The organism is Catellatospora sp. NPDC049111 (assembly GCF_040648615.1).
Lineage (GTDB): Bacteria > Actinomycetota > Actinomycetes > Mycobacteriales > Micromonosporaceae > Catellatospora > Catellatospora aurea.
On record NZ_JBEZEB010000004.1, the window covers coordinates 81,788 to 105,963 of the forward strand.

General features: G+C 72.3%; 25 protein-coding genes. 9 read left to right on the forward strand and 16 right to left on the reverse strand.

Going from position 1 to position 24,176, the window contains the following annotated elements:
- Nucleotides 1-148 precede the first annotated feature (148 nt).
- The 9 genes from AB0B66_RS07505 to AB0B66_RS07545 form a co-directional block, all read right to left on the reverse strand.
- Nucleotides 149-1,348: a helix-turn-helix transcriptional regulator gene (locus AB0B66_RS07505; RefSeq protein ID WP_360524411.1), complete on the reverse strand. Its 1,200-nt coding sequence runs from the start codon at nucleotides 1,346-1,348 to the stop codon at nucleotides 149-151.
- A gap of 61 nt (nucleotides 1,349-1,409) precedes the next feature.
- Nucleotides 1,410-1,916, reverse strand: a complete 507-nt coding sequence (locus AB0B66_RS07510) for an ion channel (RefSeq protein ID WP_360524414.1) — start codon at nucleotides 1,914-1,916, stop codon at nucleotides 1,410-1,412.
- A gap of 100 nt (nucleotides 1,917-2,016) precedes the next feature.
- The gene (locus tag AB0B66_RS07515) at nucleotides 2,017-2,193 is read right to left on the reverse strand and encodes a hypothetical protein (protein WP_360524417.1); all 177 of its coding nucleotides are present in this window, start codon (nucleotides 2,191-2,193) and stop codon (nucleotides 2,017-2,019) included.
- Between the two features lie 101 nt (nucleotides 2,194-2,294).
- On the reverse strand, nucleotides 2,295-3,332 hold the full coding sequence (locus AB0B66_RS07520) for a formylglycine-generating enzyme family protein (protein ID WP_360524420.1): 1,038 nt from the start codon (nucleotides 3,330-3,332) through the stop codon (nucleotides 2,295-2,297).
- A gap of 60 nt (nucleotides 3,333-3,392) precedes the next feature.
- Nucleotides 3,393-4,808, reverse strand: a complete 1,416-nt coding sequence (locus tag AB0B66_RS07525; RefSeq protein WP_360524423.1) for a sulfatase — start codon at nucleotides 4,806-4,808, stop codon at nucleotides 3,393-3,395.
- A 144-nt stretch (nucleotides 4,809-4,952) separates the two neighbouring features.
- Nucleotides 4,953-5,030 (reverse strand): putative leader peptide, encoded by a 78-nt coding sequence (locus AB0B66_RS07530; protein ID WP_360525240.1) that lies wholly within the window; start codon nucleotides 5,028-5,030, stop codon nucleotides 4,953-4,955.
- A gap of 95 nt (nucleotides 5,031-5,125) precedes the next feature.
- Nucleotides 5,126-5,581, reverse strand: coding sequence for a hypothetical protein (locus AB0B66_RS07535; RefSeq protein ID WP_360524426.1), 456 nt, complete (start codon nucleotides 5,579-5,581; stop codon nucleotides 5,126-5,128).
- A 79-nt stretch (nucleotides 5,582-5,660) separates the two neighbouring features.
- A complete protein-coding gene (locus AB0B66_RS07540; RefSeq protein ID WP_360524429.1) occupies nucleotides 5,661-6,380 on the reverse strand; it encodes a hypothetical protein in 720 nt (239 codons plus the stop codon).
- A 54-nt stretch (nucleotides 6,381-6,434) separates the two neighbouring features.
- Nucleotides 6,435-7,013 (reverse strand): peroxiredoxin-like family protein, encoded by a 579-nt coding sequence (locus AB0B66_RS07545; protein WP_360524432.1) that lies wholly within the window; start codon nucleotides 7,011-7,013, stop codon nucleotides 6,435-6,437.
- Nucleotides 7,014-7,083: 70 nt separating this feature from the next.
- Between AB0B66_RS07545 and AB0B66_RS07550 the strand changes: the two genes are divergently transcribed.
- Nucleotides 7,084-7,692, forward strand: coding sequence for a TetR/AcrR family transcriptional regulator C-terminal domain-containing protein (locus AB0B66_RS07550; protein ID WP_360524435.1), 609 nt, complete (start codon nucleotides 7,084-7,086; stop codon nucleotides 7,690-7,692).
- Nucleotides 7,693-7,737: 45 nt separating this feature from the next.
- On the opposite strand, the gene AB0B66_RS07555 is transcribed toward AB0B66_RS07550, so the two are convergent.
- Entirely contained in the window at nucleotides 7,738-8,532 is a 795-nt protein-coding gene (locus tag AB0B66_RS07555) for a helix-turn-helix domain-containing protein (RefSeq protein ID WP_360524438.1), read from the reverse strand.
- Between the two features lie 68 nt (nucleotides 8,533-8,600).
- Between AB0B66_RS07555 and AB0B66_RS07560 the strand changes: the two genes are divergently transcribed.
- A complete protein-coding gene (locus AB0B66_RS07560) occupies nucleotides 8,601-9,440 on the forward strand; it encodes an alpha/beta hydrolase (protein ID WP_360524441.1) in 840 nt (279 codons plus the stop codon).
- Between the two features lie 6 nt (nucleotides 9,441-9,446).
- Here AB0B66_RS07560 and AB0B66_RS07565 read toward each other — a convergent pair whose 3' ends face one another.
- Nucleotides 9,447-10,037, reverse strand: a complete 591-nt coding sequence (locus AB0B66_RS07565) for a hypothetical protein (protein WP_360524444.1) — start codon at nucleotides 10,035-10,037, stop codon at nucleotides 9,447-9,449.
- A 118-nt stretch (nucleotides 10,038-10,155) separates the two neighbouring features.
- On the reverse strand, nucleotides 10,156-10,428 hold the full coding sequence (locus AB0B66_RS07570; RefSeq protein ID WP_360524447.1) for an LPXTG cell wall anchor domain-containing protein: 273 nt from the start codon (nucleotides 10,426-10,428) through the stop codon (nucleotides 10,156-10,158).
- A gap of 176 nt (nucleotides 10,429-10,604) precedes the next feature.
- Here AB0B66_RS07570 and AB0B66_RS07575 point away from each other — a divergent pair, with 176 nt between their 5' ends.
- The 5 genes from AB0B66_RS07575 (at nucleotide 10,605) to AB0B66_RS07595 (ending at nucleotide 17,550) form a co-directional block, all read left to right on the forward strand.
- Nucleotides 10,605-12,101, forward strand: coding sequence for a hypothetical protein (locus AB0B66_RS07575; RefSeq protein ID WP_360524450.1), 1,497 nt, complete (start codon nucleotides 10,605-10,607; stop codon nucleotides 12,099-12,101).
- Nucleotides 12,102-12,157: 56 nt separating this feature from the next.
- A complete protein-coding gene (locus AB0B66_RS07580; RefSeq protein WP_360524453.1) occupies nucleotides 12,158-12,583 on the forward strand; it encodes a hypothetical protein in 426 nt (141 codons plus the stop codon).
- 75 nt (nucleotides 12,584-12,658) lie between these two features.
- On the forward strand, nucleotides 12,659-13,309 hold the full coding sequence (locus AB0B66_RS07585) for a hypothetical protein (protein WP_360524456.1): 651 nt from the start codon (nucleotides 12,659-12,661) through the stop codon (nucleotides 13,307-13,309).
- Between the two features lie 134 nt (nucleotides 13,310-13,443).
- Nucleotides 13,444-16,671, forward strand: a complete 3,228-nt coding sequence (locus AB0B66_RS07590) for a lamin tail domain-containing protein (protein ID WP_360525243.1) — start codon at nucleotides 13,444-13,446, stop codon at nucleotides 16,669-16,671.
- Nucleotides 16,672-16,854: 183 nt separating this feature from the next.
- Complete coding sequence (locus tag AB0B66_RS07595; RefSeq protein WP_360524459.1) at nucleotides 16,855-17,550, forward strand: hypothetical protein; 696 nt, start codon at nucleotides 16,855-16,857, stop codon at nucleotides 17,548-17,550.
- Nucleotides 17,551-17,602: 52 nt separating this feature from the next.
- Here the strand turns inward: AB0B66_RS07595 and AB0B66_RS07600 are convergent, their stop codons facing one another.
- Nucleotides 17,603-18,298 (reverse strand): Clp protease N-terminal domain-containing protein, encoded by a 696-nt coding sequence (locus AB0B66_RS07600; protein ID WP_360524462.1) that lies wholly within the window; start codon nucleotides 18,296-18,298, stop codon nucleotides 17,603-17,605.
- A gap of 131 nt (nucleotides 18,299-18,429) precedes the next feature.
- Here AB0B66_RS07600 and AB0B66_RS07605 point away from each other — a divergent pair, with 131 nt between their 5' ends.
- Both AB0B66_RS07605 and AB0B66_RS07610 read left to right on the forward strand, forming a co-directional pair.
- Nucleotides 18,430-19,062: a hypothetical protein gene (locus AB0B66_RS07605; protein WP_360524465.1), complete on the forward strand. Its 633-nt coding sequence runs from the start codon at nucleotides 18,430-18,432 to the stop codon at nucleotides 19,060-19,062.
- A 132-nt stretch (nucleotides 19,063-19,194) separates the two neighbouring features.
- Entirely contained in the window at nucleotides 19,195-19,473 is a 279-nt protein-coding gene (locus AB0B66_RS07610) for a hypothetical protein (RefSeq protein WP_360524468.1), read from the forward strand.
- Nucleotides 19,474-19,678: 205 nt separating this feature from the next.
- Here the strand turns inward: AB0B66_RS07610 and AB0B66_RS07615 are convergent, their stop codons facing one another.
- From AB0B66_RS07615 to AB0B66_RS07625, 3 genes are read right to left on the reverse strand one after another with little or no spacing between them, the layout of a single operon-like run.
- Nucleotides 19,679-21,886, reverse strand: coding sequence for a transglutaminaseTgpA domain-containing protein (locus AB0B66_RS07615; RefSeq protein ID WP_360524471.1), 2,208 nt, complete (start codon nucleotides 21,884-21,886; stop codon nucleotides 19,679-19,681).
- Nucleotides 21,880-23,061, reverse strand: coding sequence for a DUF58 domain-containing protein (locus AB0B66_RS07620; RefSeq protein WP_360524474.1), 1,182 nt, complete (start codon nucleotides 23,059-23,061; stop codon nucleotides 21,880-21,882). Before AB0B66_RS07620 ends, AB0B66_RS07615 begins: the two co-directional genes overlap by 7 nt.
- Nucleotides 23,058-24,086, reverse strand: coding sequence for a MoxR family ATPase (locus tag AB0B66_RS07625; RefSeq protein ID WP_360524477.1), 1,029 nt, complete (start codon nucleotides 24,084-24,086; stop codon nucleotides 23,058-23,060). The genes AB0B66_RS07620 and AB0B66_RS07625 overlap by 4 nt, the downstream gene beginning before the upstream one ends.
- Nucleotides 24,087-24,176: the final 90 nt, after the last annotated feature.

Below are 24,176 nucleotides of genomic sequence, written 5' to 3' on the forward strand. Positions count from 1 at the left end.
TCCTCCCCGTGCGGAAGGCACCGAGGTGGACGGAGATGCGGTCACGCCCACCCCGGTGCCGATGGTGACCAGCCGTCTGGGGACTGGTCACGAGGACGGTATGGGCGTCGATGGAAGGGCAGGGGTAGGGACGGTACCCCCGGCCGGGTTACCGCAGCAGTCCGATGACGAGAGCGAGTTCGCGGGCGTCGTCACGGACGGGGCCGCCGTTGTCCACCAGGTCGAGGACGGCCTGCCGGACGAACAGGTCCCGTTCGGTCACGTCGACGTTCTCCCGAAGCGCTTTGCTGATCATGTGCACCACGCCGACGGGGTCGCCCGTCAGGTGGTAGGCGCGGGCGATGTCGATGTATGTGGCCGCCCGGCGGTGCGCGGGCAGCGCGCCGAGTTCGAGTCGGGCGGCGCGGCGAATGGCGCGGCCCGGGTGGAACAGGTCGGCTTCCATGCCGATCGCGGTCACGGCCACCTCGGCGGCACCGAACATGAGCCACGGATGCAGGTAACCCGTGGGCAGGGCGTTAGCCGCCTGCTCCGCCTTGTCCCAGCACCTCCATGCCAGTCCTTCATTGCCGGCCTTGCTGTGGGTACGGGCGGCCGCCAGTTGCAGCTTGCCCCAGCGGGCCAGCTGCTCGGTCTGGCCGGAGTGGGGATCGAGGTCGGCGGCGGCCTGCTCGACCACCTCGTAAGCCTTGGTGAGCTGGCCGGACGCGCGATACAGGTGCGAGTAGTACCAGGCCGCGGCGGCGATGGCGCTCGGATCGTCGGCGTCTTGCGCCGCGGACATCGCGCGGTCGGCCGACAGCCACACCATCTCCGTGTACGGGCTGAATGCGAACAACTGTTGAGCGAGGTGGTAGGCCCTTGCGACACCGGCGCTGGCACGTCTGCGGGTCTGTCCGTCGAGGTGAGCGACCGCGCCTCGACCCTCAATGAGCAGGTCGGGCAGCACTGAGGCAATGGCGGCCTTACCTGCCGGGGCGCTATGCCACAACTGCCACGCGTGATCGACGCGGCCGAGGAAGCGCTCAGCGTTCGGCTCAGCGGTGGGTGTGGGGCGCGCGTGGCTGGTCATCACCGCGATGACTGCATCACCGGGGGTGCTCGCAGCCTTGGTCACCGCGGCGACCGGTACAGAGTGGTTTCCGGTGAGGTCGGCCAGATCGGTGATACCCAGGACTTCGGCCAGACGCAGCAGCATCGGTAGGCGAGGCTGAAGGATGCGGCCGTTCTCCACGGCCTTGACCCATTCTTCCGACCGGCCGACAAGTCCCCCCAAGACGGCCCGCGTCTTGCCCGCGCGCTCGCGATGGCTTCGCAACCTGATACCGAACGAGTTCGAACTGTTCACGGCAGGTGCCTCCCGCACGAGGGCCACTGCCTCAGACGGTACGGGCTGGCCGCCGGTGGAGCTAGCCCGCGCCGCGGCGCTCGCGGGCGCGGGCTGCGATCTGCTTGGACAGCACGGACAGGCCGGTGGCGATGACGACGGTGTTGAACAGCATCTGCACGGTCACCAGGCCGCGGGCGACCTGGCCCTGCGCGTGCACGTCACCGAACCCGACCGTGGCCAGCGTGGACACCGCGAAGTACAGCGCGTCGAGGCGGGTCGCCAGGTCCACGAACTGGCCTGGCGCGTGGACCGCGACGAGGTAGTCGGCGAGCGCGAAGAACAGCACCCCGCCGACCAGGGCGGTGAGCAGGCCGGTCAGCGGGGCCTCGGCGACGTCGAGCTGGCGGCGGACCTGGTGCAGGATGAGCAGCACGGCGAGGATCAGCCCGGCGAACGTCAGCAGGACCCGGATGGCCAGTTTCGCGGCACTGTCACCCATGTCGGTCGGCACGACGAAGTACAGGACCAGCAGCAGCACACTGTTGATCAGCGCCCGGAGAATCGGGCGTCGCCGTATAACCGACATGCCGGTATTGTCGCCGATGGTGTGCGGTCCGGGCAGGACCACGCGGGCGCGCCATCACATTGGCGAGTGGTGGGACCGGCAGGTTGGCGGCTTCGGCCAACTAACTCTGGGTCAGGCCAAGCTGTTGGTGAATCTCGGCCGGCTTGGTGCCACTGCCGGGGGCGAGCATCTCCTCGCGCATGCGGGCTCGTCGGGCAGTGCGTTCGTCGGTGTCCCAGGCGGGGTCAATTGTGCGGGCCTTGGCCTTCACATCCCGCCAGTTCGGTGAATCGGTCATGGCCGTTCCTTCAGGATCGTCAGGTGGCCGCACCCGACGAATATAAGCGCGGCATATTATCCACAGCGATTCGACCATTCTCATTCGGTTCCCCGGCATGGTCAGCTCGCGGCGACCCGGAAGCCGATGTTGCCCGCCGAGCTGTCGGGCGTGTTGGAGGAGCGGGCCGCGATGCGGTAGCGGTTGCAGTACGACTCGTGGCACATGTGCGAGCCGCCGCGCATCACCCGCGCCGCGCCGTCGGCTGGTCCGGTCGGATCGACCCGTGGGCCGGTGACGTGGAAGTCGACGCTGAACCAGTCCGCGCACCACTCCCACACGTTGCCCGCGACGTTGTACAGGCCGTACCCGTTGGGCCGGTACGACTTCACCGGCGCGGTGCCCAAATACCCGTCGGCGGCGGTGTTCCGGGTCGGGAACTCGCCCTGCCAGATGTTGCACAGGTGCCGCCCTCCCGGGGTCAGCTCATCGCCCCACGGGTAGCGGGCCTGCTCCAGGCCGCCCCGGGCGGCGTACTCCCATTCGGCCTCGGTCGGCAGCCGGGTGCCGGACCAGTCGCAGTAGGCCTGGGCGTCGTGCCAGGACACGTGCACCACGGGATGGTGCTGCAGCGCTCCGACGTCGGAGCCGGGCCCGTACGGCCGCCGCCAGTCGGCTCCGGGCACCACCGCCCACCACGGCGCGGCCTGCACCCGCTGCGCCTGCCGGGCGGACTGCGGAGGCAGGAACCCCTCGAACACGAACGAGAACCCGAACCGCTCGGCGTCGGTGACGTGCCCGGTGGCCTTCACGAACGTGGCGAACTGGGCGTTGGTGACCGTCGTCGGGTCGATGCGGAACGGGCGCAGCTCGATCTCGCGGACCGGTCCCTCGCCGTCGGCGGGGAAGCCCTCGGCGTCGTCGGTGCCCATCAGGAACGTGCCGCCGGGTATGGCGACGGTGCGCCCGGCGGCCCGCGACGGTGCGCGGGTGTCCGCGGTGCTCGGCGAGTGGGTGCGGGCCACGGCGTGCGGACCATGCGTATCCGGCTGCGCGGTCGTCGTCGCGGAGCTGCCGGTCGGTCTCGCGGTGAGTGCGAGCAGGGCGGGCCCGGTGCTGTCCGCCGAGGGTGTGCAGCAGGCGGGTGGGTGTGCGGTCATCCTGGTCCCATCGTCGGCCCGGCGGCGGGGCGTCCCCGCCGCCGGGTGGAGCCGGTCGGGTCAGGGTGCGGTGCTGCCGGAGCTGACGCGGTCGGCGGCCAGTTGGGCCGCCAGCGCGGGGATGCCCAGCGCCTGCTCCTGGGCGGGAGTGGCGTTGTGGAGCTTGTTCACCAGCTGATGCGGGTCGTTGGCCAGGTCGTAGTACTCGCGGAACAGGACCGCGCCGGAGCCGGTCGGCAGGCCGTTGTTGTCGGTGTGCAGCTGGTAGTACTCGGTGTACTGCTTGTTCGCGCCGATGTACGACGCCCAGGTGAGCGGGCCGCCGGTGCCGGTGCCGTGCTTGAAGAACTCGGTCAGCACACGGGTCCGCCGGTGGGAGCCGAGCAGGGAGTGCCCGTCCTGCGGATACAACGCGTCGGGGGTGATCCCGGCCGCGTCGAGGATGGTCGGCGCGATGTCGATGTTGGCCGCGAGCCGGTTGTCGTTGGCGCCGGTGTCCAGGCCGCCGGCCGGCCAGGACACGAAGAACGGCACCTCGACGACGGGGGTGTAGGGCACCGACTTCTTGGTCCAGCCGTGGTCGCCCCAGGCGAAGCCGTTGTCGGCGATGAAGAACACCAGCGTGTTGTCCAGCTGGCCGAGGGCTTCGAGCTTGTCGTGCACGGCCTGCACGGCGTCGTCGACCGACAGCAGGGTGCGCAGCTGGTTGGTGCGGATGTTGCGGCCGTCGGCCAGGGTGCCGGTGGCGTCCTGGATGAAGCCGGGCTTGTCGCTGCGGTCGGCTTCGGGCACCGACGGGCGGCCGTCCCAGGCGGGCACGGCCGTGTCGGCGTATTTGCCCTCGGGGGTGTTCGGGCCGTGGGAGGCGTAGGGGGCGAGGTAGAGGAACCAGGGGCGGGTGTCGGCGACGCTGCGGTCGAGGAAGCTCAGTGCCCGGTTCTTCACCACGGTGGTGGTGTAGTTGTTGATCGTCTGGACGGTGCCGTCGACGTTCCAGGTGCCGTTGTTGAAGGTCGGCGGGGCGAGCACCGCGAACTCGTCGAAGTGGGGCGGGTTGTCGTCGACGTCCCAGCCGTTGAGGTACTTGCCGTACAGGCCGGTGCGGTAGCCGGCCTGCTGCAGGTAGCGCTGCACGGTGGAGTGGTGGTTGAGGTTCGCGGCGTGCTGGTTGCCGCGTACGCCGTGGTTGTGCGCGTACTGGCCGGTGAAGATCGAGGAGCGGCCCGGCGCGCACAGCGGCGTGGTCGCGTGCCCCCGGGTGAACTCGACGCCGTTGCCGGTCAGCCAGGCTCGCGTCTTCGGGATCGCCCAGGCCGTCTGCTTCGGATGGTCGTCGGTGACGATCACGAGGACGTTCGGCCTGGTGTCGGCGGCCTGCGCGGCGGCCGCGGGCCAGCCGGCGGCCGCGGTCGCGCCCGCCGCGGCGGTGGCCGCGAGCAGGGTGCGCCGCTTCAGCGAGGGGGTGCTGTCGGACATGGGCTTCCTTTCGTACGCGCACGGCGGCGTCACGCCGCGCAGCAGGAGGTGCCCGGCGTACGGCCGGGTGAAGGGGGAGCGAGCCGGCGGTGGCGGTGCCACGCGGCCGCGGTCAGCCGCCTGAGGGCGGGCCGGTCGCGCAGGTCAGCGCAGACAGAGGGAACTCGCCTGCCGTCGCAGATCGACGTGCCGGCGGGCCGTCAGCAAGGGCCTGCGCTCCATGTGTCCGAGCCTAGGAAGCGCCGCCGAGGATCTCAAGAAACTCAATATTTCGTGATTGTGGAACTTGTGAACGGCCCGTCACGCGCCGGTTGCGGTCAGCGCCGCCGGGCGGAGGCGTCGATCTCCGCGTTGGCCTGCGCGACCTTGTCCGCGATCACCGCGCCGATGACGCCGAGCACGACGAGGTAGACGCCGTGCAGCAGCGGGCTGGGCAGGGACAGCGCCGACAGGACGCTCCCGCCGGTATCGAACGGCTGGCGGTCGAGGTGGAGCACGCCCTCGTCGTCGGTCATCGCGCTGGTCACGTACCAGCGCAGCGCGAGGTTCATGGCGATGTTGACGACCAGGCCGAGCACGGGGACCAGCACTGGCTGGCGCAGTTTCAGCAGCCAGGCCGCGACTCCTGCGGCGACCAGCGCGACGACGGGCACCACCAGGTCGTGCGCGGCGTCGAAGCCGGCCACGTCGTCGCCGAGCAGGATGCTCACCAGACCGGCGGCCAGGAAGGCGGCCAGACCGACGAGCGCACCGCGGCCAAGGACCCGAAGCATGGCGTACGCACCTTCCCGGTGATCAACGACGGGGGCCATCATCCGCCCGGCCGGCCGGTTCGGCAAGGGGCGGTGCGGCTCACTCGGACTGGGTGGCCATTCGGGCCCGGAGGAACACGAGTTCGGCCTCGGTGCCGATGGCTTTGCGGTCCTGCGGGTGGTCGACGTACCAGCGGATGGTGTCGGCGACGAACCAAGGGTCGGCGTCCCAGCCGAGCGGGATCAGCGGGTTCTTGGCGAACACCGGTGGCACGAGGTCGGGCTGGTCGACGGGCAGGGCGAGGTTCTGTTCGTTGCGGCGGGGCCGCAGCGGGGTGCCGCGCCGCAGCGCGGCCCAGGGCGTCACCGCCGAGCGCAGCCGGCGCACCCGTACACCGTCGGGCCACAGTTCCAGGCGGGGCAGGTCGCACCAGGACAGCAGCGCGCCGCCGACCGCGACCAGCGCGATCGGGATGTCCACAAGGATGTCGAACAGGCTCAGCTCGGCCCAGGTCTCGCCGGGGCCCGGACCCACCAGGACCCCGGCGATCATGACCCAGGCGAGGTGGATGCCGAGCCACTGCCGCGACGAGGCGGTGAACGCGCCCGCCCGGACGTCGAACGTGGTCCGCTCCCCGCTCGGCCGCAGCACCAGGAGCAGTAGCAACGCGATCGCCGCCGCGAACTCGGCCCCTTGCATCAGGATGCCGATCGACACCAGCCGGTCCGGGACGTGGTGGGCGGCCGCCTGCCAGCCGGCCGTGAGCACGACGGTCAGCGCGATCAGGCCACGGGTGCGGGCGAGCCGGGAGGCGAACATGGCTCGGCATCGTACGTGCCGGACGCACCACCCGGAGGACCGTGTGCTCCGGGCTCACACCCGGGCGTTCGTGTGCCCGGCCGCACGGGCCAGGGTGAGCACCTCCTCGACGCTCCACTGGTCGTCGGCGTGCTCGCCGTACTTGGCGGCCAGCACGGTGCCGTCCGGGCCGATGAGGAAGTCCGCGGGCAGGCCGAGGCGGCCGCCGGCCGGGCTGGTCGCGGGTAGGTGGGCTTTGCGCTGCGGCAGGAGCCAGAGGGCGACCGCGATGCCGCGCACGATTCCCGGCCAGGCGCGCGGGTTGAGCAGCGAGCGTGCCCCGGCTTCGACGCCGAAGGCCCGGTACCAGTGCTTCTCTCCGTCGGCGATGCAGGGGAAGGGCAGGTCGGTGACGTGTTCGAGCAGTTCGTCGGCCCCGGAGTGGAAGAACACGATCTCGCGCACGCCCGCTTCGGCGAGCCGGTCCGTGGCGCGGACGAACGAGCGCAGGTGCAGGTGGCAGATCGGGCAGCCGGCGAAGCGCCGGAACTGCAGGTGGACGAGGCGGCCCGGGTGCGGGAAGCGGACCGGTTCGCCGGTGACGGCGGTGAGCTCGGCGGAGGGTGCCCGGTCGCCGGGTGCGAGCTTGGCCATGAGTACGCCTTTCGTAGGAGTACAACGTACGCCTACGAAGCTATAAGCGTATCTTGTACGCTGTCAAGCCGTGCCCCGCAAGCGATCGCTGACCACCGACCAGCTCGCCGCCGCCGCCCTGGCCGTGGTCGACCGCGACGGCCTCGCCGTGCTGACGATGCGCACGGTGGCGCAGGAACTGAACATGGGCACGATGTCGCTCTACCGGTACGTCACCGACCGGGAGCAGCTCGAACGGCTGGTCGTGGAGCTGGTGCTCGGCGGCGTCGACTTCACCGTGCCCGAGCTGCCCACCTGGCAGGAGCGCATCGCCGAGCTGTGCGAGCGCATCCGGCTGGCGGTGCAGGCGCACCCGGCCATGGTGCCGCTGCTGCTGGTGCACCGGCACGCCTCGCCGGGCGTACGCCGCAGCGGGGAGGCCATGCTGAGCGTCCTGGCCGGGGCGGGCTTCGCCGGCGAGCGGCGCGTCATCGCGTTCCGTGCGCTGGTGAGCTACCTGATCGGCGCGTTGCAGGCCGAAGGGCTGGGGCCGCTGTCCGGGGCCGGCACCGACGTGCTGGCCACACTCGGCGAGCAGTACCCGTACCTGGCGGAGACGGCTGTGTCGGCGCGCGGCGTGACGCCGCAGCGCGAGTTCGGCGAAGGGCTGGCGCTGCTGCTGCGCGGCCTCACGCCCTGATCCCGCGGTCGCGACGAGCGTCTTCCCGGTGGCGCGCTGGACCTGTCAGGCGGCTGCGCCGCCGTCGGTGAACAGGCCGTCCAGCAGCAGATGCAGTCCGCCGTCGAGGGCGTCCTTGCCCTGGCGGACCGGGTCGTAGTCGGCCGTGGACGATGATCCGGCCAGGGCCGTCGAGCGGGGGAAGCGCTGCGCGAAGTCGGGTGCCAGGCGGCTGAGCAGGGCGGAGCGTTCGGTCCACCAATCCTGGTCGGAGGTTCCGGTGGCAGCCGCGGCGGCCCGTGCCTCGGTGGCCGTCTGCGCGGCGCCCCGCACGAGGTGGAACAGCGCGCTGACGGCGGGGCGCAGCCTGTCCGGGGGCAGGTCGGCGGCGTGCAGGACGTCCAGCAGCGATTCGAGGACCGCCTGCTCGTACGGGCCGAGCACCGGCCGGGCGTAGGACACCTGCAGCAGCCACGGGTGGCGCAGGTAGCGGTCCCACAGGTCGTCGGCCCAGGCCTGCACCGCGGTCCGCGGGCCCTCGTTGAGCGGGTACCGCTGCGGCCAGTCGGCGTGGGCGTGGTCGTACATGAGGTCGACGAGTTCGCGCTTGCTCGGCACGTAGGTGTAGAGCGCCATCGCCGAGGTGCCCAGCCGCTCGCCGACGGCGCGCATGGACAGCCGGTCCATGCCGTCGGCGTCGGCGATCGCGATGGCGGCGTCGAGGATCGCGTCGACGGTGAGGCCCTGCTTCGGGCCGGGGGCGGCGCGGCGTGCGCGGGGCACGTCGGAGGTGGGGGAGTGCGCCCGCCACAGCAGCGCCATGGTCCGCGCAGGATCGCCCTGGCCGCCGTACAACGTCATGTGGCATCTCCGTACACCGTAAGCTAATGTCTTCGCCAAAGAACACCTTACGGCATAAGGAGATGGTGATGGCGAGCGTACGACTGCACGACGGCAGCATGATCGGGTTCGAGGCGTACGGCGACGGGCCCGTCCTGCTGCTGCCCGTCGACCCGGTCCCGGTGGAGGGCCCGAAGGCCGAGGCCATGCGCGCCTGGGGCGCCGACCCCGCGCTCGGCCAGTCGCTGATCAACGGACTGCGCGACCGCTTCCGGGTCGTCGCCTTCGACTACGAGGGCCACGTCATGGCACGCCCGAAACCCGAGACGCTCACCCCGGCCAACGCCGCCCGCGACCTGCTGGCCGTCGCCGACGCGGCCGGCGCCGACCGGTTCGCCTTCTACGGCTACTCCTGGCTCGGGCTGCTCGGCCAGCAACTGGCACTGCACACCGACCGGCTGTCGGCCCTGGTCATGGGCGGCTACCCGCCGGTCGGCGGCCCGTACGCGGCGATGCTGGCGGTGACCAAAGCCGCGCACGCCGCGTCCCTGGCGGCCGTGCAGCACCCGCCGACGCCGACCGAGACCGTGCCCGGCGACTGGTCGACCGTCTCGGTCGTCACGACCGTCGAGCAGACCCGCCAGTTCGTGACGCTGTACGAGTCGCTGCGCGACTTCGACGACCGCGCCGCCCAGCCGTCGCTGACCTGCCCGCGGCTGTGCGTCGTCGGCTCCGCCGACACCATGGAGTACGGCGAGCAGTGGGGCGGCGTCACCGTCGACATCGCCGGACCCGTGCAACGCGAGCGGGCCGCACTCGAAGCGCTCGGCTGGGACGTCGCCGTCCTCGACGGACTGGACCACATGCAGGCCATGCAGGCCGCGGCCGTGCTGCCGGTGCTGCACCCCTGGCTGGAGTTCCGCCTGTGACCCGGATCAGCTCGCCTTCGCCCGCCGCGGCCGCCCCGCCAGCAGGCACAGGACCGCGGTCGCCAGATACAGCACGGTGACCGCGAGCCAGCTCTGCCGGTGCTCGGTCAGCTCGCTGGGCAGCATCGGATGCGCCAGCCCGTCCGGCTCCTCGACCACGGTCACCGACTCGCCGATGCGGTAGGCCGCCTCGTCGACGGTGAGCTCGCCGCCGAGGGCCCGACCGGAGTGGGCGGCCATCGCATAGTGGTAGCGGCCGATCGGCCCGCTGCTCTCCCGTAACGACACGACCTGCGCGTCCACCAGTCCGCCGCGCAGCTGGAGCAGGCTCGGTCCGGTCTCGCGCAACATGATCACGACGAACAGGAAACCGATCACCGCGGCCACCGCCGTCCATACGGGACGGAAGCCGGTCACCGTGAACCAGCCCGCGGCCAGACCCGCGGCCAGGATCAGCCCGACGGCCAGCCCTCGGTGCTCGGCGGGCAGCAGCGCGGTGCCCGCCAGGCCTGCCACCAGCGCGGCCACGGTGATGACGAGGAACAGCCGCAGGCCGCGGAGCTGCCGAGGGTGCAGCGCGCGGAAGGGGTTTCGCATGGCGTAGAGAGTAAGGCCTTCGCGTTCACCGCTGTCCCGGCCGGACGTGCGGTCTTCGACCTGCCGATACGCGGGGACGAGTGCTCCCCGTGATGCCGGGAGCCCTCGTCGCGCCGGCTCAGGCGATGTGCTCGCGGTGGCGACGCGACGTCACCAGCAGGACCGCGCCCAGGCCGACCAGCGCGACCCCGGCCAGCGAGATGCCGGACAGCGGTGCACCGGTGCGCGGCAGGGTGCCGGGTCTCGGCGACGGGGCCGACGAGACCGCGGGCGTGTCCCGGACGGCGCTGTACGGAGGGTCGCCGGCGAGCGCCGGCAGGGCGGCGAAACCGATGGTGCCGGTGGCGAGCACCGCGCCCGCGGCGATCGCGAGCAGGACGCGCTTGTACATCTGTGCCCCTGTTCTGGTCACCAGCGTGCACCGTGATCCTGCCTGGTCGGGGACCCCGTCAGATCCAGTTCGCGGTCCGTCCTGGCAGCCCGTCACGGTGCCTTGTCCGGCTGGTCGGCCAGCTCAGGCGACGTTCGGATCGACCACTGGTTGACCCGGGCTCGTACTATCCGCGCATGCGGCGGGAGGAGATCGACACCGTACGGGTGCTCTGGCAGGAAATGCCCGGCGACTTCACGGCCACCCTGGCGTTCGCGGTCGGCGCCCGCGACGAGGACGTCGACCAGCTGGGCATCACCCACCTGGTCACCCGGCACCTGCTGGTGAGCCTGCTCGCGGAGCCCGATGAGACGGCGGGACTGCTGGAGACGTCGTTCACCCTGTCCGGTGAGCCGACCCGGGTCGCCGAAGACCTCACCGACCTCGCCTCGCTCGTCGCGAACCCGGATCTCGGCGGCCTCGTGCTGACCGCGCAGCAGCTCGACGCCGCCGACCGGGCGATCGAGCTCGACCTCGACGTCGACGACGCGGTGCGCGACCCGTGGGTGTCGCTGCTGGCGCGCCGGCTCGGCCCGACCGGCCCCGGCCTGCTGCGCTGGCCCGCCGTCGACGCGCACCGGTTCACCGCCGACGAGGTCCGCGCCCACCTGGCCCGCTGGTTCACCGCGGGCAACGCCGTGCTCACCTGCACCGGACCGCCCCCGGCCGGGCTGCGCCTGCCGCTGCCCGCCGGGCCGCGCGCCGCCCATACGACGAGTCCGGAGGGCAGCCCGTCCGGACCGGCCTGGTATGCCGACGAGGTCGTCGCGCCCGGCGTCGCCGTGACCGCCACCGCGGGCCCGCAGGCGTTCCTGCTGCTGCGGGTGCTCGGCACCCGGGTCGACGCGCTGCTGGAACGGGCCGGGGTGAAGGCCTGGTCCACCGAGTGGTCGACCCCGGTCGGCGGCGACCGGCTGGAACTGGGCCTGAGCCTGCACCTGCGCGGCAGGAACCGGCAGCGTGACAGCGCTGTGGCCGCCCGCGTCCTGTGGCAGGAGCTGCTGCGGCTGGCCGCCGAAGAACCCGCGCCCGCCGAGCTGGCAGCGGTCGTCACCCGCTACACCCGGCCCCCGGCCGAGGACCCGCGACTGCGTGCCGGGCTGGAACGCCTCGGCGTGCTCGCCGCGGCCGAGCAGGCGCACGCCCAGGCTCCGCTGGCCGACGCCGGGCACCGGGAGCTGTTCGCCGTGTACGACGAGTTCGGCGAGGCCGAGGCGGCCGCCGCAGCCCGGCTCGGTCCGGCGGACGTCCGGGCGGCCGCGGCGTCGTGGCTGTCCTCGGCGCTGCTGGTCGTCCCCGTGGGGGTCGACATCGCGCTCGACGGGATGACCCGGACCGGCTGCCCTGCCGGCTCGTTCACCCCGCAGGGCGAGCTGCTCCGGCCTTCGCTGGCGCGGCGGCTGCGCGGGGCCAAGGACGGGCTCGTGCTGGGCGACGACGCCTGCCACCTCGTCGCCGCCGACGGCACGGTGCACAGCTTCCCGATGCGCGACGTCATGCTCGTGCAGCGGCGCGGCGAGACCCTGCTCGGCAACATCCGGCACGGCTGCCTGGTCGACGTCAGCGGATTCACCGGCGTCGACAAGCTGGTCACCCGGGTTCCGGCACGCCGCCACCGGATCGCGCACGACTGACCGAAACCGCAGGTCAGGGGCGTGCATGATTTGACACCGCTCGTACGATCATGCCCGTGACCTCGACAAACATCACCTGGCTGCACCGTGCCTCGGTGGCGGTGGCCGCCGTGTGCGCCGCGCTGGCGGTCTGGAGCTGGCTGCCCGCGAACACGGGCGACGACACGTTGGCCCACGTGTCGTTCCTGCTCGTCTTCCCGGTCGTCCTGCCGGGCATGATCGTGTCGATGCGCCGCATGCCGAACCGGAACAGCCCGCTCGCCATGTGGCACTACTTTCGGTGGTTCCTGAGCGGGGCGCCGCGCTGGGCGGTGGCGCTGTGGGTGCTGGCGCTGGCCGGTGCGATTCTCGCCCCGCTGACAGTTGTCGGCCCGAGCATCCATCCGGCCGCTTTCGCTCGCGCCTTCACCATGATGGCCCTCTACTTCGCCGTCACCGCGGTGCTCATCTACCGCGCGCTCGCCCGGGAACAGCGCGCCTGACGTTGCCCCGGCCGCGCCGGTGCCGCGGCGTGGTCAGGGACAGCGCGGCGGCCCGCCGCATGGCAGCCTGGCGCGATGACGCCGGACGGGGTGACGCCGCGCCGCAGCATGCGGGCCGCGGCGGGTGGTGTGATGTGGCTTCTCGCCGTGCTCGCTGTGGGCGCGGCCTTGGCGATCACCCGTGATCCGGGGCTGTGGGTCGTCCTGCTCGATCACGGCAGCACGATCTCCTTCGTGCTCATCTGCCTTTCGGGGCTGCTGCTGGCAGTGGCCGGGCCGGTGTTCGGCGTCCGCTCGGTCCGGGCGCGTGGGCTCGGCTACGTGGCGGCCGCCGTCGTGACCCTGTGCGCCACCGGCACCTGGGTCGTCAGCGGGGAACTCGACACCTTGAGCTTGCGCGGCGTGCCCGCGCGGACCGTAGCGATCTCCGCCGACGGCAGGTTCGAGGTGGTCAGCCGAGATGCCTTCTCCGGCCGCCCCTATCTGTGGCTGCGGTCGCGAGCGGGCCTGTTCAGCCGGGAGGCGCAGGACGACATCGACTGCTTCGTCGAGTCCGACGGCAGTTCCTACGACTTCGTTGATCTGGTCGAGTTCACCGGCCCGCATCAGTTGAGGCTCCGGTGGCGGGACGGCCAGACCGGCACCGTCGACTTCGACGGCCCGACACTCATCGTCACCGGCAGGCAGGGCGGCTGCGCGGGACCGGAGCCGGCTCCAGGGCGGTGACGGTGCCGCGACCTGCGCGGGCTCACCGTGGGTCCACAGTGTTCATCCGTGAGTCATCGAGGCGGGTTTACCTCTTCGTGACCGGCCAGTAGGGTCATCCTCCTAACCCCGGGAGGATATCGATGCGTCGCACTATGCGCGCCGCTGTTGTGCTTGCCGTGCTGGCCGGATTCACCGCGGCGTCACCCGCCGCCCTGGCCGCGCCGAGCGACCTGCTCATCTCCGAGTACGTCGAGGGCAGCTCCAACAACAAGGCATTGGAGTTCTACAACGGCACCGGCTCGGCCGTGGACCTGGCCGCCGGGCAGTACGTCGTGCAGTTCTACTTCAACGGCGCCACCACCGCCGGCGGGACCATCGCGCTGACCGGCACGGTCGCCGACGGTGACGTGTTCGTGCTGGCCCACGCCAGCGCCAACGCCGCGATCCTGGCGCAGGCCGACCAGACCAGCTCCGCCAGCTTCTACAACGGCGACGACGCGATCGTGCTGCGCAAGGGCGGCGCGGCCGGGCCGGTCGTGGACTCGCTCGGCCAGGTCGGCACCGACCCCGGCACCGAGTGGGGCACCGGCCTTGCCAGCACCGCCGACAACACGATCCGCCGCGACGCGGCCGTATCGCTCGGCGACACCGAGCCCGGCGACGCGTTCGACCCGGCGACCGGCTGGGTCGGCTACGCGACCGACACCGTCGACGGCCTCGGCGCGCACACCACCGGCGGCGGACCCGTCGACGCCCCCGCGACCCTGACCTGCGGCGGCGCGCTTACCGTGGCCCAGGGACAGGCGGGCACCCGCACGGTCACCGCGACCGACGCCGACGACACGATCGTCGACCTCGCCGTCACGAACATCGTCCCCGCCCCGGCGGCCGGCACGATCACGCGTACCGCGTTCACCCCGGCCGACGCCGTCGGCGGCACCGCGAGCGCGACCGTCACCGCCGACGCGGACCTGCCGTCCGGGTCGTACGCCGTGACGATGACCGCGACCGACGCCGACGGCACCACCTCGACGTGCGGGTTCACCGTCACCGTCAACCGGGTGCTGACCGTCGGCGAGGTGCAGGGCCCGACGACCGACGCCGAGAACGGCGTGCAGGACCGCTCGCCGCTGGCCCCGGCCACCGGCACGGGCACCAGCAGCGCGCTGTACGACGTGCGCGGCGTGATCACCCAGCGCACCCTGGCCCGCACCTCGGCCGGAGCCGCGCAGTACGGCTTCTACCTGCAGTCGCGCACCGGCGCGACCGACGGCGACCCGACCAGCTCCGACGGCATCTTCGTGTTCATGGGCGGCTTCACGTCGCTGATCGGCGGCTACGTGCCGACCGTCGGCGACGAGGTCGTGGTGCGCGCGCGGGTGTCGGAGTACTTCTTCATGACCCAGCTGTCCTCGGCGTCGCTGGTCCGCGTGATCGAGTCCGGGGTCACCGACACCGCCGTCACCAACGCCACCCCGCCGCAGGACCTCGCCGCGGCGAACCGGTTCTGGGAGCGCCACGAGGGCGAGCAGCTGCGGGTGCGCGCGGGCAGTGTCGCGGCCAGCGGCCGGGACGTGTTCGCCTCGACCGCCGACTCCGAGGTGTACGTCCTCGACGTCGACGACCCGCTGCTGGACCGCACCGACCCGCTGACCCGGCGGGTGTACCGCGACGCGCACCCGATGGACAACGACACCGCGCACGTCTTCGACGACGGCAACGGCACCCGGATCATGCTGGGCACCACCGGTGTGAAGTGGACCGCGCAGGACATGGCCGCGCTGCTGCCGCCCGCGCACACGTTCGACGTGCTGGCCTCCGACGCGGTCGGCGGTCTGAACTTCTCCTTCGACAAGTACGGCATCCAGGTCGCCTCCGCCGACTTCGGCGCGGGCGCGGACCCGTCGGCCAACAACGCTCCCGCCCCGATCAACCGGGACCGTGAGCTGGCCGTGGCGACGTACAACGTGGAGAACCTGTACGACTTCCGCGACGACCCGTTCGACGGCTGCGACTACCTGGGCAACACCGGCTGCCCGGGGGTCTCGCCGCCGTTCGACTACGTGCCGCTCAACGAGGCCGACTACCAGGCGCACCTGGGCGCGCTGGCGTCGCAGATCGCGAACGACCTGCACGGCCCCGACCTGCTGCTCGTGCAGGAGGCCGAGGACCAGGACATCTGCACCGTCACCGCTGGCGCGCTGGTCTGCGGCGACGTGAACAACGCCGACGGCAAGCCGGACACGCTGCAGGAGCTGGCCCTCGCCGTCGCGGCGGCGGGCGGCCCGGCCTACGACGCGGCGTACGACCGTGACGGCGCGGACGCCCGCGGCATCGTCGCCGGGTTCCTGTACCGCACGGACCGGCTCACCCTGGCGGCCCCGTCGGCGGTGCTGACGGCGACGCCGGGCGTGCAGTTCCGTTCGGCGGCGCTGGGCTACAACGCCGACGTGCAGAACCCGAAGTCGCTCAACGCGGTGCTGCCGTCGGACGTGGACACGTCCACCGGTGTGGACGGGTCGAACGTGTTCACCCGTGCCCCGCAGGTGGCCCGGTTCACCGTCTCGGCGCAGCCGGGCAGCTCTGACGTCTACGAGCTGTGGGCGGTGTCGAACCACTACTCCTCGACCCCGCAGGCGCGGGTCGGGCAGCGCACCGAGCAGGCCCGTTACGGCGCGGCGATCGTCGCCGCGATCGAGGCGGCGTCGCCGCACGCCCGGGTGGTGTACGGCGGCGACCTGAACGTGTTCCCGCGCCCGGACGACCCGATCGCCATGTCCGACAGCGACACCCCGTCCGACCAGCTCAAGCCGCTGTACGACCTGGGTCTGCACAACCTGTGGGCCGACCTGGCCGCACAGGCGCCCGGCAGCGCCTACTCGTACGTGTTCCAGGGCCAGGCGCAGACGCTGGACCACCTGTTCGTCAACGACGAGCTCTACGGTGACCTGGTGAAGATCCGGGCGGCGCACATCAACGCCGACTGGGCCGCCGACCACGACGGCGACGGCGCACGCGGGGCCAGCGACCACGACCCGCAGGTGGCCGTGTTCCGCACCCGTGCTTCGCTGCGGGTCTCGGACGCCACGGCGGTCGAGGGGCAGCCGCTGGCGTTCACGGTGACGCTGTCCCGGCCGCTGTCCCAGGATCTGAGCGTGTGCGGTGCGACGGTGCCCGACACTGCCAAACTCCTGCTGGACTTCACGCCGTACCTGGGCTGCCGGACCATCCCGGCCGGCCAGGTGTCGGTGACGTTCCCGGTCGAGACCAGGACGGACAAGCTGACCGAACCCGCTGAGAAGCTGTGGCTGGGCGTCGTGGCCGATCCGCGGGTCGTCGACCTGGCCGACATCACCGGCCAGGGCACGATCACAGGCTAGCGGTGGGGCACGTGGGGCCGGGTGCGCGAGAGCGCCCCGGCCCCACGTCGTATCCGGGCCTCGAAGCGGCGGGTCCGCGCCGGGCACGGGTCGGACAGAATCGACGGCGCACCCTACGATCGCGCCCATGCGCAAGCTGATCGCGGGTTCGCTCCCGGTTCCGGGCTGTTCCTGCTCATGGTGGTGGACACGCTGCTCCCGGGCGGGCCGCGCATCCCGATGGGCGTGGTGGTCGTGCCGTTCGCCCTGACCTTCGTCTGCTTCGTCGGGGTGATGAAGGCGGTCAACGGCAGCTACTTCGGGCAGCTGCCGATGGCGAAGTTCTGGCCGCTGCTGCGGGCGCTGCCGGCGGCGGTCAAGGCCGGCGTGGCGCTGCTGCTGGTCCTGACGGCGGCCAACTACTTCCTGTCGACCACGGGCGTGACCGACGAGGCGGACTTCCAACGCGGATTCGCCGGCAACGGCGTGTGGATCAGCGCGGGCGCGGCGATGCTGGCGTATGGCGCGATGCGGCTCGATCGGATTCCCGCCGACGCGAGGCCGGCGCCGTCCGCGTGGTCGGTGCGGTGGTGGACGATCGGCACGATGGGCGTCGGCGCGGCGCTGGCCGCGGCCGTGCTGCTGCTGCCGCAGGTGCACGACACGCGCGAGGTCCACGAGGAACTGCGCACGCGCTTCGAGGCCCGCGGCTGGGTGTCGCACCTGGTGGCCGCGGACACCTCGCACAACTCCTTCCGCGTCTACCTGGACAGCGCGGACCCTGCGCTGCAGGCCGAGGCCTGCACGTCGCTGCGGGCGTACGCGACGGAGCTCGGCCGATCTGCCGAGCTGTACCTGTTCGACGGCGTGCACAAGGCGAGCCGGCTGCGCTCGTGCTGACGACGGGCGACGCCCGGCCGCGATCCGGGCCGGGCGTCGGAAGCCGTTTCCGTCAGCGGAGTCCGGCGAGCGCGGCCTCGGCGTTCTCCCTGGTGACACCGCATCGGGTGAGCAGGTCGACGGTGTCGCCTTCGGCGAGGTCGAGGATGCCGAGCAGCAGGTGCTCGGTGCCGATGTGCTCGTCGCCGAGGCGCAGGGCCTCGCGGTGGGTGAGTTCGAGGGCCTTCTTGCCCTGGGGCGCGAACGGCACGGGCCCGGTGCCGGGTGTGCCGGTGGCGGGGAAGCGTTCGGCCAGTGCGGCGCTGACCGCGGCCACGGTGCCGGTGGCTTCGACGGCCCGGGTGCCGGGGCTGGCGGGGTTGCCGAGCATGGCCGACAGCAGGTGCTGCGGCCCGATGCGGTCGTGCCCGGCGGCGATCGCCGCCTGCTGGGCGAGCACCAGGGTCTGCCGGGCGTCGTCGTCGTAGCGGGCGAAGGTCTTCAGATCCGACTCGGTGGCCTCGGACTCCTTGGGCACGAAGCGTTTCTGGGCGGCCTGCTTGGTGACGCCCATGCTCTGGCCGATGTCGGTCCAGGACGCGCCGGAGTGCCGGGCGCGGTCGACGAAGTGGCCGATGAGGTGGTCGGCGAGTTCGCCGAGGTGCTGGCCCAGCACGACAGCGTCGCTGAGCTGCTGCAGCGTGTCGCCGTCGGGGTGGCGCTTCTTGATGACGTCGATGAGATCGTCCAGTCGAGGTGTCTCAGCCATGCCGTCAACCTTAGGTTGACGGCAGGCGGATCGTCAACCCGTGGTTGACGTAAGCCGTTCGGCCGATCTTGTGGTGGGTGGACAACCGTCATACGGTTTGGCGTCCGCGCCCGCTCCGCATGGGAGATCCGATGACCGAGCCCGCCCGCCGGCCGATGCGTCCCGCCGTGCTGTACACCCTCATCGGTGTCGCGGCGCTGCTGGTGCTGCTCACGGGTGCGGGCGGCGGCTACGTGGTTTGGGCCTTGACCAAAGCCGGAAGCCCCGCCGCCGATCCGGTGCCTGTCGCCGCGGCCGAGGTGTCGCCGAGCCCGACCGGCGGCCCCTCGCCGAGTCCGACCCCGAGCGTCGTGCCGAGCCCGACCGCCAAGCCCACGCCGAGCCCGACCAAGACGCCGACGACGAAGCCGAGCCCGAAGACCAGCCCCAAGCCCACCGCGAAAATCAAAGCCCTGTCGCTGGAGGCCCACATCAGCGGCTCGAAGTTCACCGCCACGATCACCGCGACCGTGACCGGCACGGGGCCGGTCCGCATCCGGGTCGACTTCGTCTATCCCAAAGGCGGTGTAGCCAGTGGCGACATCGCCCGCTACGTCACCGTCACCGGTACCGGCGCCCAGTCGGTGAAGACCGTCTCGACCAGCGTCGACCTCGCGACCGTCTGCGCGCACCCGGACACCCCGCTCGGCCGGGGCATCACCGCCACCGCTCAGGTCCCGCCGCACGGCGACTTCTACCGCGTCGCGCTGGCCGACTGTCCGTGACCTGCCCCGTTCGCCACTGACGCCGCGGGAGCGGACACGCCGGTCATAACGGCATCCGGTGGCCGGTGTGCGCGATGCTTGGCGCAGCCTTGTTCCGGGTAAGGCAGGGCCGACGACCGAAGGATGTGGGCAATGCCGGAGATGCACGTGTCGCTCGACAGCGACGACCTCAACGCGGTGGAGCGCAAGCTCCAGGTGCCCCTGGAGGCGCAGCTGACGTCTGCGCTGGAACAGGCCGCCAACCGCGTCGCCGACCAGTACGACGGCCAGAGCGAGGACGAGGTCGCCGCCTGGATCCTCCGCGAGACCAGGGAAGGCCTGCACCCCGACATCGCCGAGGGCTTCCAGCCCGACGACGACAAGCTGCGCGAGGTGGCACGGGCCGTGATGCGAGGCGAGCGCTTCTCCTGAGCCGATCCCGAGGCTCGCTGACCGCCACCTCTCGCTCACCCGCGCCGAGCCGGGGACGGAACGCACCACGATCGTTCGACTTGCCAGGCATATGGGCGAATGCCGGACCAAGATACGCACAGGTGCCTGGCAAGTCGAACGATCTAGGGCGGAACGGCCGAGGCCACGTCGTACGTCAGCGGACTGAACCGAACGCTGCTGCCGCTCAGCGCCGCCAGCGCAGCGGGCCCGGGTGCAGGGTCCACAGCAGCCGCCGCCACCAGGAGCGGCGTGCCTTCAGCTCGTCGATGTACGCCACCGCCCGGCTCCGCGCGGCTTCCGCTTCGGTGTCACCGGCCGTGCCCGGCCCGAACACGGTCTGGTTGACCGCTGCGGCCAGCTCGTCCAGCGTCGGCGCGGCCAGGCGCACGTCGTGCTTGCCGCGTACCGGTGCGGCGGCTTCGGCAGCGTGCGCGGCGACCTCAGCGGCGCTCAGGTGTTCCGGGGCGCGCCGCCCGGCCAGCCGCAGCGCGTCGCCGACCTCCAGCCACGCGCCCTCGATGCGGGAGTCGGGGCTGCCCTCGTCGAGCCTGCGCCGCCGCAGCGCACCCCGGGCGACGAGCACGAACACCACGAACCCGGCCAGCAGCAGCACCAGGAGCCCACCGCCGCCCGCGCCGGCGACCAGGGCCACGTTCGCGCCGCCCGCCGCCGAGCCGCTGGCCGAAGGGGCGGTGCTGGGCGCGTCGGCGGTCGGTTCCAGCGTCGGGATGGGCTCGTCCGACGGCGGCGGCTGCGAGGTCTCCGGCTGCGGCTTGAACTCGTCTTCCAGTGGTTTGGTCTCGGTGTTCGGCTCGGGCAGCGGGTGGAACGGCACCCAGCCCAGGTCCGTGAAGTAGATCTCCGGCCAGGCGAGCGCGTCCCCGGCGGTGACGGCGTGGTTGCCGGCGCGGGCGGTGAAGCCGACCACGACCCGGCTGGGCAGATTCAGCAGGCGGGCCAGCACCGCGAACGACGCCGCGAACTGTTCCGAGGTGCCCTTGCCCGCGCCGGTGCCGGGCGGTCCGAACAGGAAGAAGTTCAGGTTCGGGTACGCGTGCCCGCTGGGCGCCTGCGGGTCTAGCTTGTAGTGCTCGGACAGGAACTGCTCGATCGCCAGCGCCCGCTGGTACGGGGCGCCGTTGTCCGCGCCGAGCTGCTGCGCGAGCCGGCTGATGTTGTCGGGCACGTTCGGGCCCAGGGTGATGTAGCGGGTCATGCCCGCGGGCACGTCGGCGACGGGCAGCAGGTTCACGTCGGGTTCGCTGTGCAGGGACGTGACGGTGTACGTCATGCCCGTGCTGAGCCCTTCGGGGCGCAGCATGGTGCCGGTGGACTGGTCGTAGGCCGTGCGTACGCCGTCGACGTGGCTGGGGGTGGCGGCGGCGGGCAGCAGTTTGCCGGTGAGCCCGGCGATGGTGAAACGCTGCTGCACGGGCTTGCCGGCGACCTCGCCGGGCGGGCGGGGCAGGCTGCGCCCGGCCGGGCGGTAGGTCGCCCCGACCTTCCAGGTCACGCCGTCGTAGTCGGACAGCACCGCCAGCCGGATCCGGGTGTCGGCGGCGACGTCGGCGTCGAGCAGTTTCTCCTGCGGCTGCAGCGCCCAGCCGGACAGCCTGATCAGCGGGTTCTCGTCGAGGGCGTCGAGGTCCGGCGGGTCGATGAGGCTGCGCGGGTCGAACGGCTTGGCGGTGACCTGCGACGCGACCGGCGGTGCCGCGCCCGCGACCAGGGCCAGGATCAGCGCGAACCCGGTGCCGCCGGCGAGCGCGGCCCGCAGCCGCAGCGCCTTGCGGGTGGCCGGGTCGAGGCCGGTCTCGGGGGTGCGGACCCGGCCGGTGAACGCCAGCGCCGCGATCGCCAGGGCCGCGAAGGCCAAGGCCGACCAGGGGGTACGCGGCGCGGCCGGCCCGACCAGCCACAGCGCCCCGGCGAACAGCAGCACCGGCGGGGTCAGCCCGACCAGGGTGCGCCGAGCGCGGACGGTCAGTTCCATCGCCATGAGCCCGGCCAGCCAGGTCGCGATGACCGGCACGGCGACGGTGTCGGGCTGCGGCTCGACGGGCACGAGCACGGCCAGCAGCCGGGGGATGCCGTCGCGCAGCGCCTCGGTGGCGATCGTCGGCAGGTCCCCGGTGATGCCCGCGCGCTGCGCGGACAGGTTCAGCGCGAACGCCAGGTAGCCGGCCAGGCCCAGCACCGACAGCGGCGCGACCGACCAGGCCCGCAGCCGGGTCAGGGCGAGGCTGATCGCCACCGATCCGGCGGCCGCGCCCGCGATGAGCACGGTGAACAGGGTGCCGTTGTAGATGCGGTCGGCGACCAGGCCGGACAGCACCAGCATCGCCGTGATCAGCGCCGGTGGCAGGAGGATGCGCAGGCCGCGGGCTACCATCGGGTGACTCCGTCCCATACCGCGGCGAAGTCCTCGCCGTCCTCGGCCCGCAGCAGCAGCACCCCGGCGGGCTGCGGTTCGGCGGCCAGGCGCGGGCCGAGCACGCCGACGGCGACCGACGGGAACGGGCCCTTGAGCCCGGAGACCAGTGCGAGGTCGGCCAGCCCGGCGGTGCCGGTGAGGTAGATCAGGGTGTCGCCGGGCCGGTGCTGGCGCAGCCGGTTGGTCGCGGTGACCAGCAGTTCCTCGTCGCCGGGTGCGGGTTCGGCCTCGGCGAGCAGGTCCAGCAGTCCCCGGGCCGCGCCGCGGATCCGGGTGCCTCCCGCGGCGGGACCGCTGACCAGGTGCAGGGTCACGGGCAGGTCCTCGCGGGTCGCGGCGGCGACGATGGACGCGGCGGCCTCGCAGGCGCTCTCGAACGACGCCGACCCGGCCGCGTCGCGGTCGGCCCACGAGGCGGCCCGGTCGTCGAGCAGCACCACGAGCTGCGGCAGGCTGGTGTCGAGGTGTTCGCGGACCATCAGCTCGCCGACCTTGGCGCTGGTGCGCCAGTGCACGTGGCGCAGCTCGTCGCCGATGACGTACTCGCGCAGGGTGTCGAAGGTGATCGCGCCGTGCGGGACCCGGTCGAGGCGGCCGTCGAGGCTGCGGGAGATGCCCGCGGGCACGGCCTGGATCAGGTGGCTCTTCGGGTACACCCAGATCCGGGCGGTGTCGCCGTGGCTGCGCGACACCGACACCAGGCCGAGCGGGTCACGGCGGGTGACCTGCAGCGGGCCGACGTCGACGACGCCGCGGCGGTCGGTGGGCACCGGGTAGGACACGTCGGTGTCGTGGCCGGGGCGCAGGCGCAGCAGCGGCACCGGCACGGTCGCGCCGACCTGCCCGGCCCGGCCACAGCGGTCGTGGGCCACGAGCGTCGCGGCGCCGAAGCGGCCTGTGTTGCGTACGGTCAGCGTGACGGTGCTGCCCTCGCCGCGTGCTACCCGGTCGGGGTCCACGGTCCGGGTCACCGACAGCCGCGGCCGCAGTGCCGCGTGCGCCAACGCGTGCAGTTGCGCGATGACGGCGGTCGCGCCGAGCACCGCCAGTTCCGGGTATCCGTAGGTGAAACCGGTGGCCAGCAGCGCCACGCCGCCGACGGTCAGGCCCGCCCCCCGCAGCGTGACGATCATCCGGCGTGCCGCGCCGCGGGAGCCGGGCCCGGCTCGCCGGTCGGGGACTCCTGGCCGGGCAGCGGCACCGGGACCGCCTCGACCGCGTCGCGCAGCACCTCGGTCGCGGTGACCCCGCGCAGCTGCGCGTCGGGGGTCAGCAGCACCCGGTGCGCGAACACCGGCTCGATCAGCACCTTCAGGTCCTCGGGCAGCACGTAGCCGCGGCCCTCGGTCAGGGCGTACGCGCTGGCGGCGCGGGTCAACGCGATCACGCCGCGGGGGCTGACGCCGACGCGCACGTGCTTGTGCTCGCGGGTCGCCGCGGCCAGCCGCACCGCGTACGCGTACAGCGGGTCGGCGATGTGCACCCGGTGCGCCAGCGCGACGGCCTCGCCGATCGTCTTGGTGTCGGTGACCGGGGTGATCCCGTCGGGGGAGCGCAGGGTGTGCCCGCGCAGCACCTCGATCTCGACGGCCTCGTCGGGGTAGCCGACCGACAGTTTCATCAGGAACCGGTCCAGCTGCGCCTCGGGCAGCCGGTAGGTGCCGTCCATCTCGACCGGGTTCTGCGTCGCGACGACCATGAACGGCCGCGGCACCGCGTGGCGTACGCCGTCGACGGTGACGTAGCGCTCCTCCATGACCTCCAGCAGCGCCGACTGCGTCTTCGGCGAGGCCCGGTTGATCTCGTCGGCGATGACGATGTTGGCGAAGATCGGCCCCGGGTGGAACTCGAACCCGCGGCTGGCCTGGTTGAAGATGGTCACGCCGCTGACGTCGGAGGGCAGCAGGTCCGGCGTGAACTGGATGCGCCGCCACGCGCCCTGCACCGACGCCGCGATGGCCCGCGCCAGGGTCGTCTTGCCGGTGCCCGGCACGTCCTCCAGCAGCACGTGGCCCTGGGCGAACATGGCGACCAGCCCGAGCCGGACCACCTCCGGCTTGCCGAGCACCACGGTCGAGATCGCGCCGGCCAGTTTCTCGGTCAGGTCGGCGAACGCGCGGACCTGACCGGCGGACAGCGGTGGAAGGGGCTGGTTCATGACGGGTGAGTGTCCTTTGTGCTCGAAAGAGGGGCCAAGACGGAGAAACCCCGGCACGGGCCGTGACGGCTCGTGCCGGGGAAGCTCAGC

Coding starts and splice junctions, on each gene's coding strand:
- AB0B66_RS07530 (WP_360525240.1), bottom strand. CDS start 5,030: ATGGAGCGCAGGCCCTTGCTGACGGCCCGCCGGCACGTCGATCTGCGA.
- AB0B66_RS07585 (WP_360524456.1), top strand. CDS start 12,659: ATGACGCCGGACGGGGTGACGCCGCGCCGCAGCATGCGGGCCGCGGCG.
- AB0B66_RS07575 (WP_360524450.1), top strand. CDS start 10,605: ATGCGGCGGGAGGAGATCGACACCGTACGGGTGCTCTGGCAGGAAATG.
- AB0B66_RS07560 (WP_360524441.1), top strand. CDS start 8,601: ATGGCGAGCGTACGACTGCACGACGGCAGCATGATCGGGTTCGAGGCG.
- AB0B66_RS07510 (WP_360524414.1), bottom strand. CDS start 1,916: ATGTCGGTTATACGGCGACGCCCGATTCTCCGGGCGCTGATCAACAGT.
- AB0B66_RS07600 (WP_360524462.1), bottom strand. CDS start 18,298: ATGGCTGAGACACCTCGACTGGACGATCTCATCGACGTCATCAAGAAG.
- AB0B66_RS07605 (WP_360524465.1), top strand. CDS start 18,430: ATGACCGAGCCCGCCCGCCGGCCGATGCGTCCCGCCGTGCTGTACACC.
- AB0B66_RS07610 (WP_360524468.1), top strand. CDS start 19,195: ATGCCGGAGATGCACGTGTCGCTCGACAGCGACGACCTCAACGCGGTG.
- AB0B66_RS07535 (WP_360524426.1), bottom strand. CDS start 5,581: ATGCTTCGGGTCCTTGGCCGCGGTGCGCTCGTCGGTCTGGCCGCCTTC.
- AB0B66_RS07515 (WP_360524417.1), bottom strand. CDS start 2,193: ATGACCGATTCACCGAACTGGCGGGATGTGAAGGCCAAGGCCCGCACA.
- AB0B66_RS07525 (WP_360524423.1), bottom strand. CDS start 4,808: ATGTCCGACAGCACCCCCTCGCTGAAGCGGCGCACCCTGCTCGCGGCC.
- AB0B66_RS07520 (WP_360524420.1), bottom strand. CDS start 3,332: ATGACCGCACACCCACCCGCCTGCTGCACACCCTCGGCGGACAGCACC.
- AB0B66_RS07540 (WP_360524429.1), bottom strand. CDS start 6,380: ATGTTCGCCTCCCGGCTCGCCCGCACCCGTGGCCTGATCGCGCTGACC.
- AB0B66_RS07570 (WP_360524447.1), bottom strand. CDS start 10,428: ATGTACAAGCGCGTCCTGCTCGCGATCGCCGCGGGCGCGGTGCTCGCC.
- AB0B66_RS07620 (WP_360524474.1), bottom strand. CDS start 23,061: ATGATCGTCACGCTGCGGGGGGCGGGCCTGACCGTCGGCGGCGTGGCG.
- AB0B66_RS07545 (WP_360524432.1), bottom strand. CDS start 7,013: ATGGCCAAGCTCGCACCCGGCGACCGGGCACCCTCCGCCGAGCTCACC.
- AB0B66_RS07555 (WP_360524438.1), bottom strand. CDS start 8,532: ATGACGTTGTACGGCGGCCAGGGCGATCCTGCGCGGACCATGGCGCTG.
- AB0B66_RS07590 (WP_360525243.1), top strand. CDS start 13,444: ATGCGCGCCGCTGTTGTGCTTGCCGTGCTGGCCGGATTCACCGCGGCG.
- AB0B66_RS07615 (WP_360524471.1), bottom strand. CDS start 21,886: ATGGTAGCCCGCGGCCTGCGCATCCTCCTGCCACCGGCGCTGATCACG.
- AB0B66_RS07565 (WP_360524444.1), bottom strand. CDS start 10,037: ATGCGAAACCCCTTCCGCGCGCTGCACCCTCGGCAGCTCCGCGGCCTG.
- AB0B66_RS07625 (WP_360524477.1), bottom strand. CDS start 24,086: ATGAACCAGCCCCTTCCACCGCTGTCCGCCGGTCAGGTCCGCGCGTTC.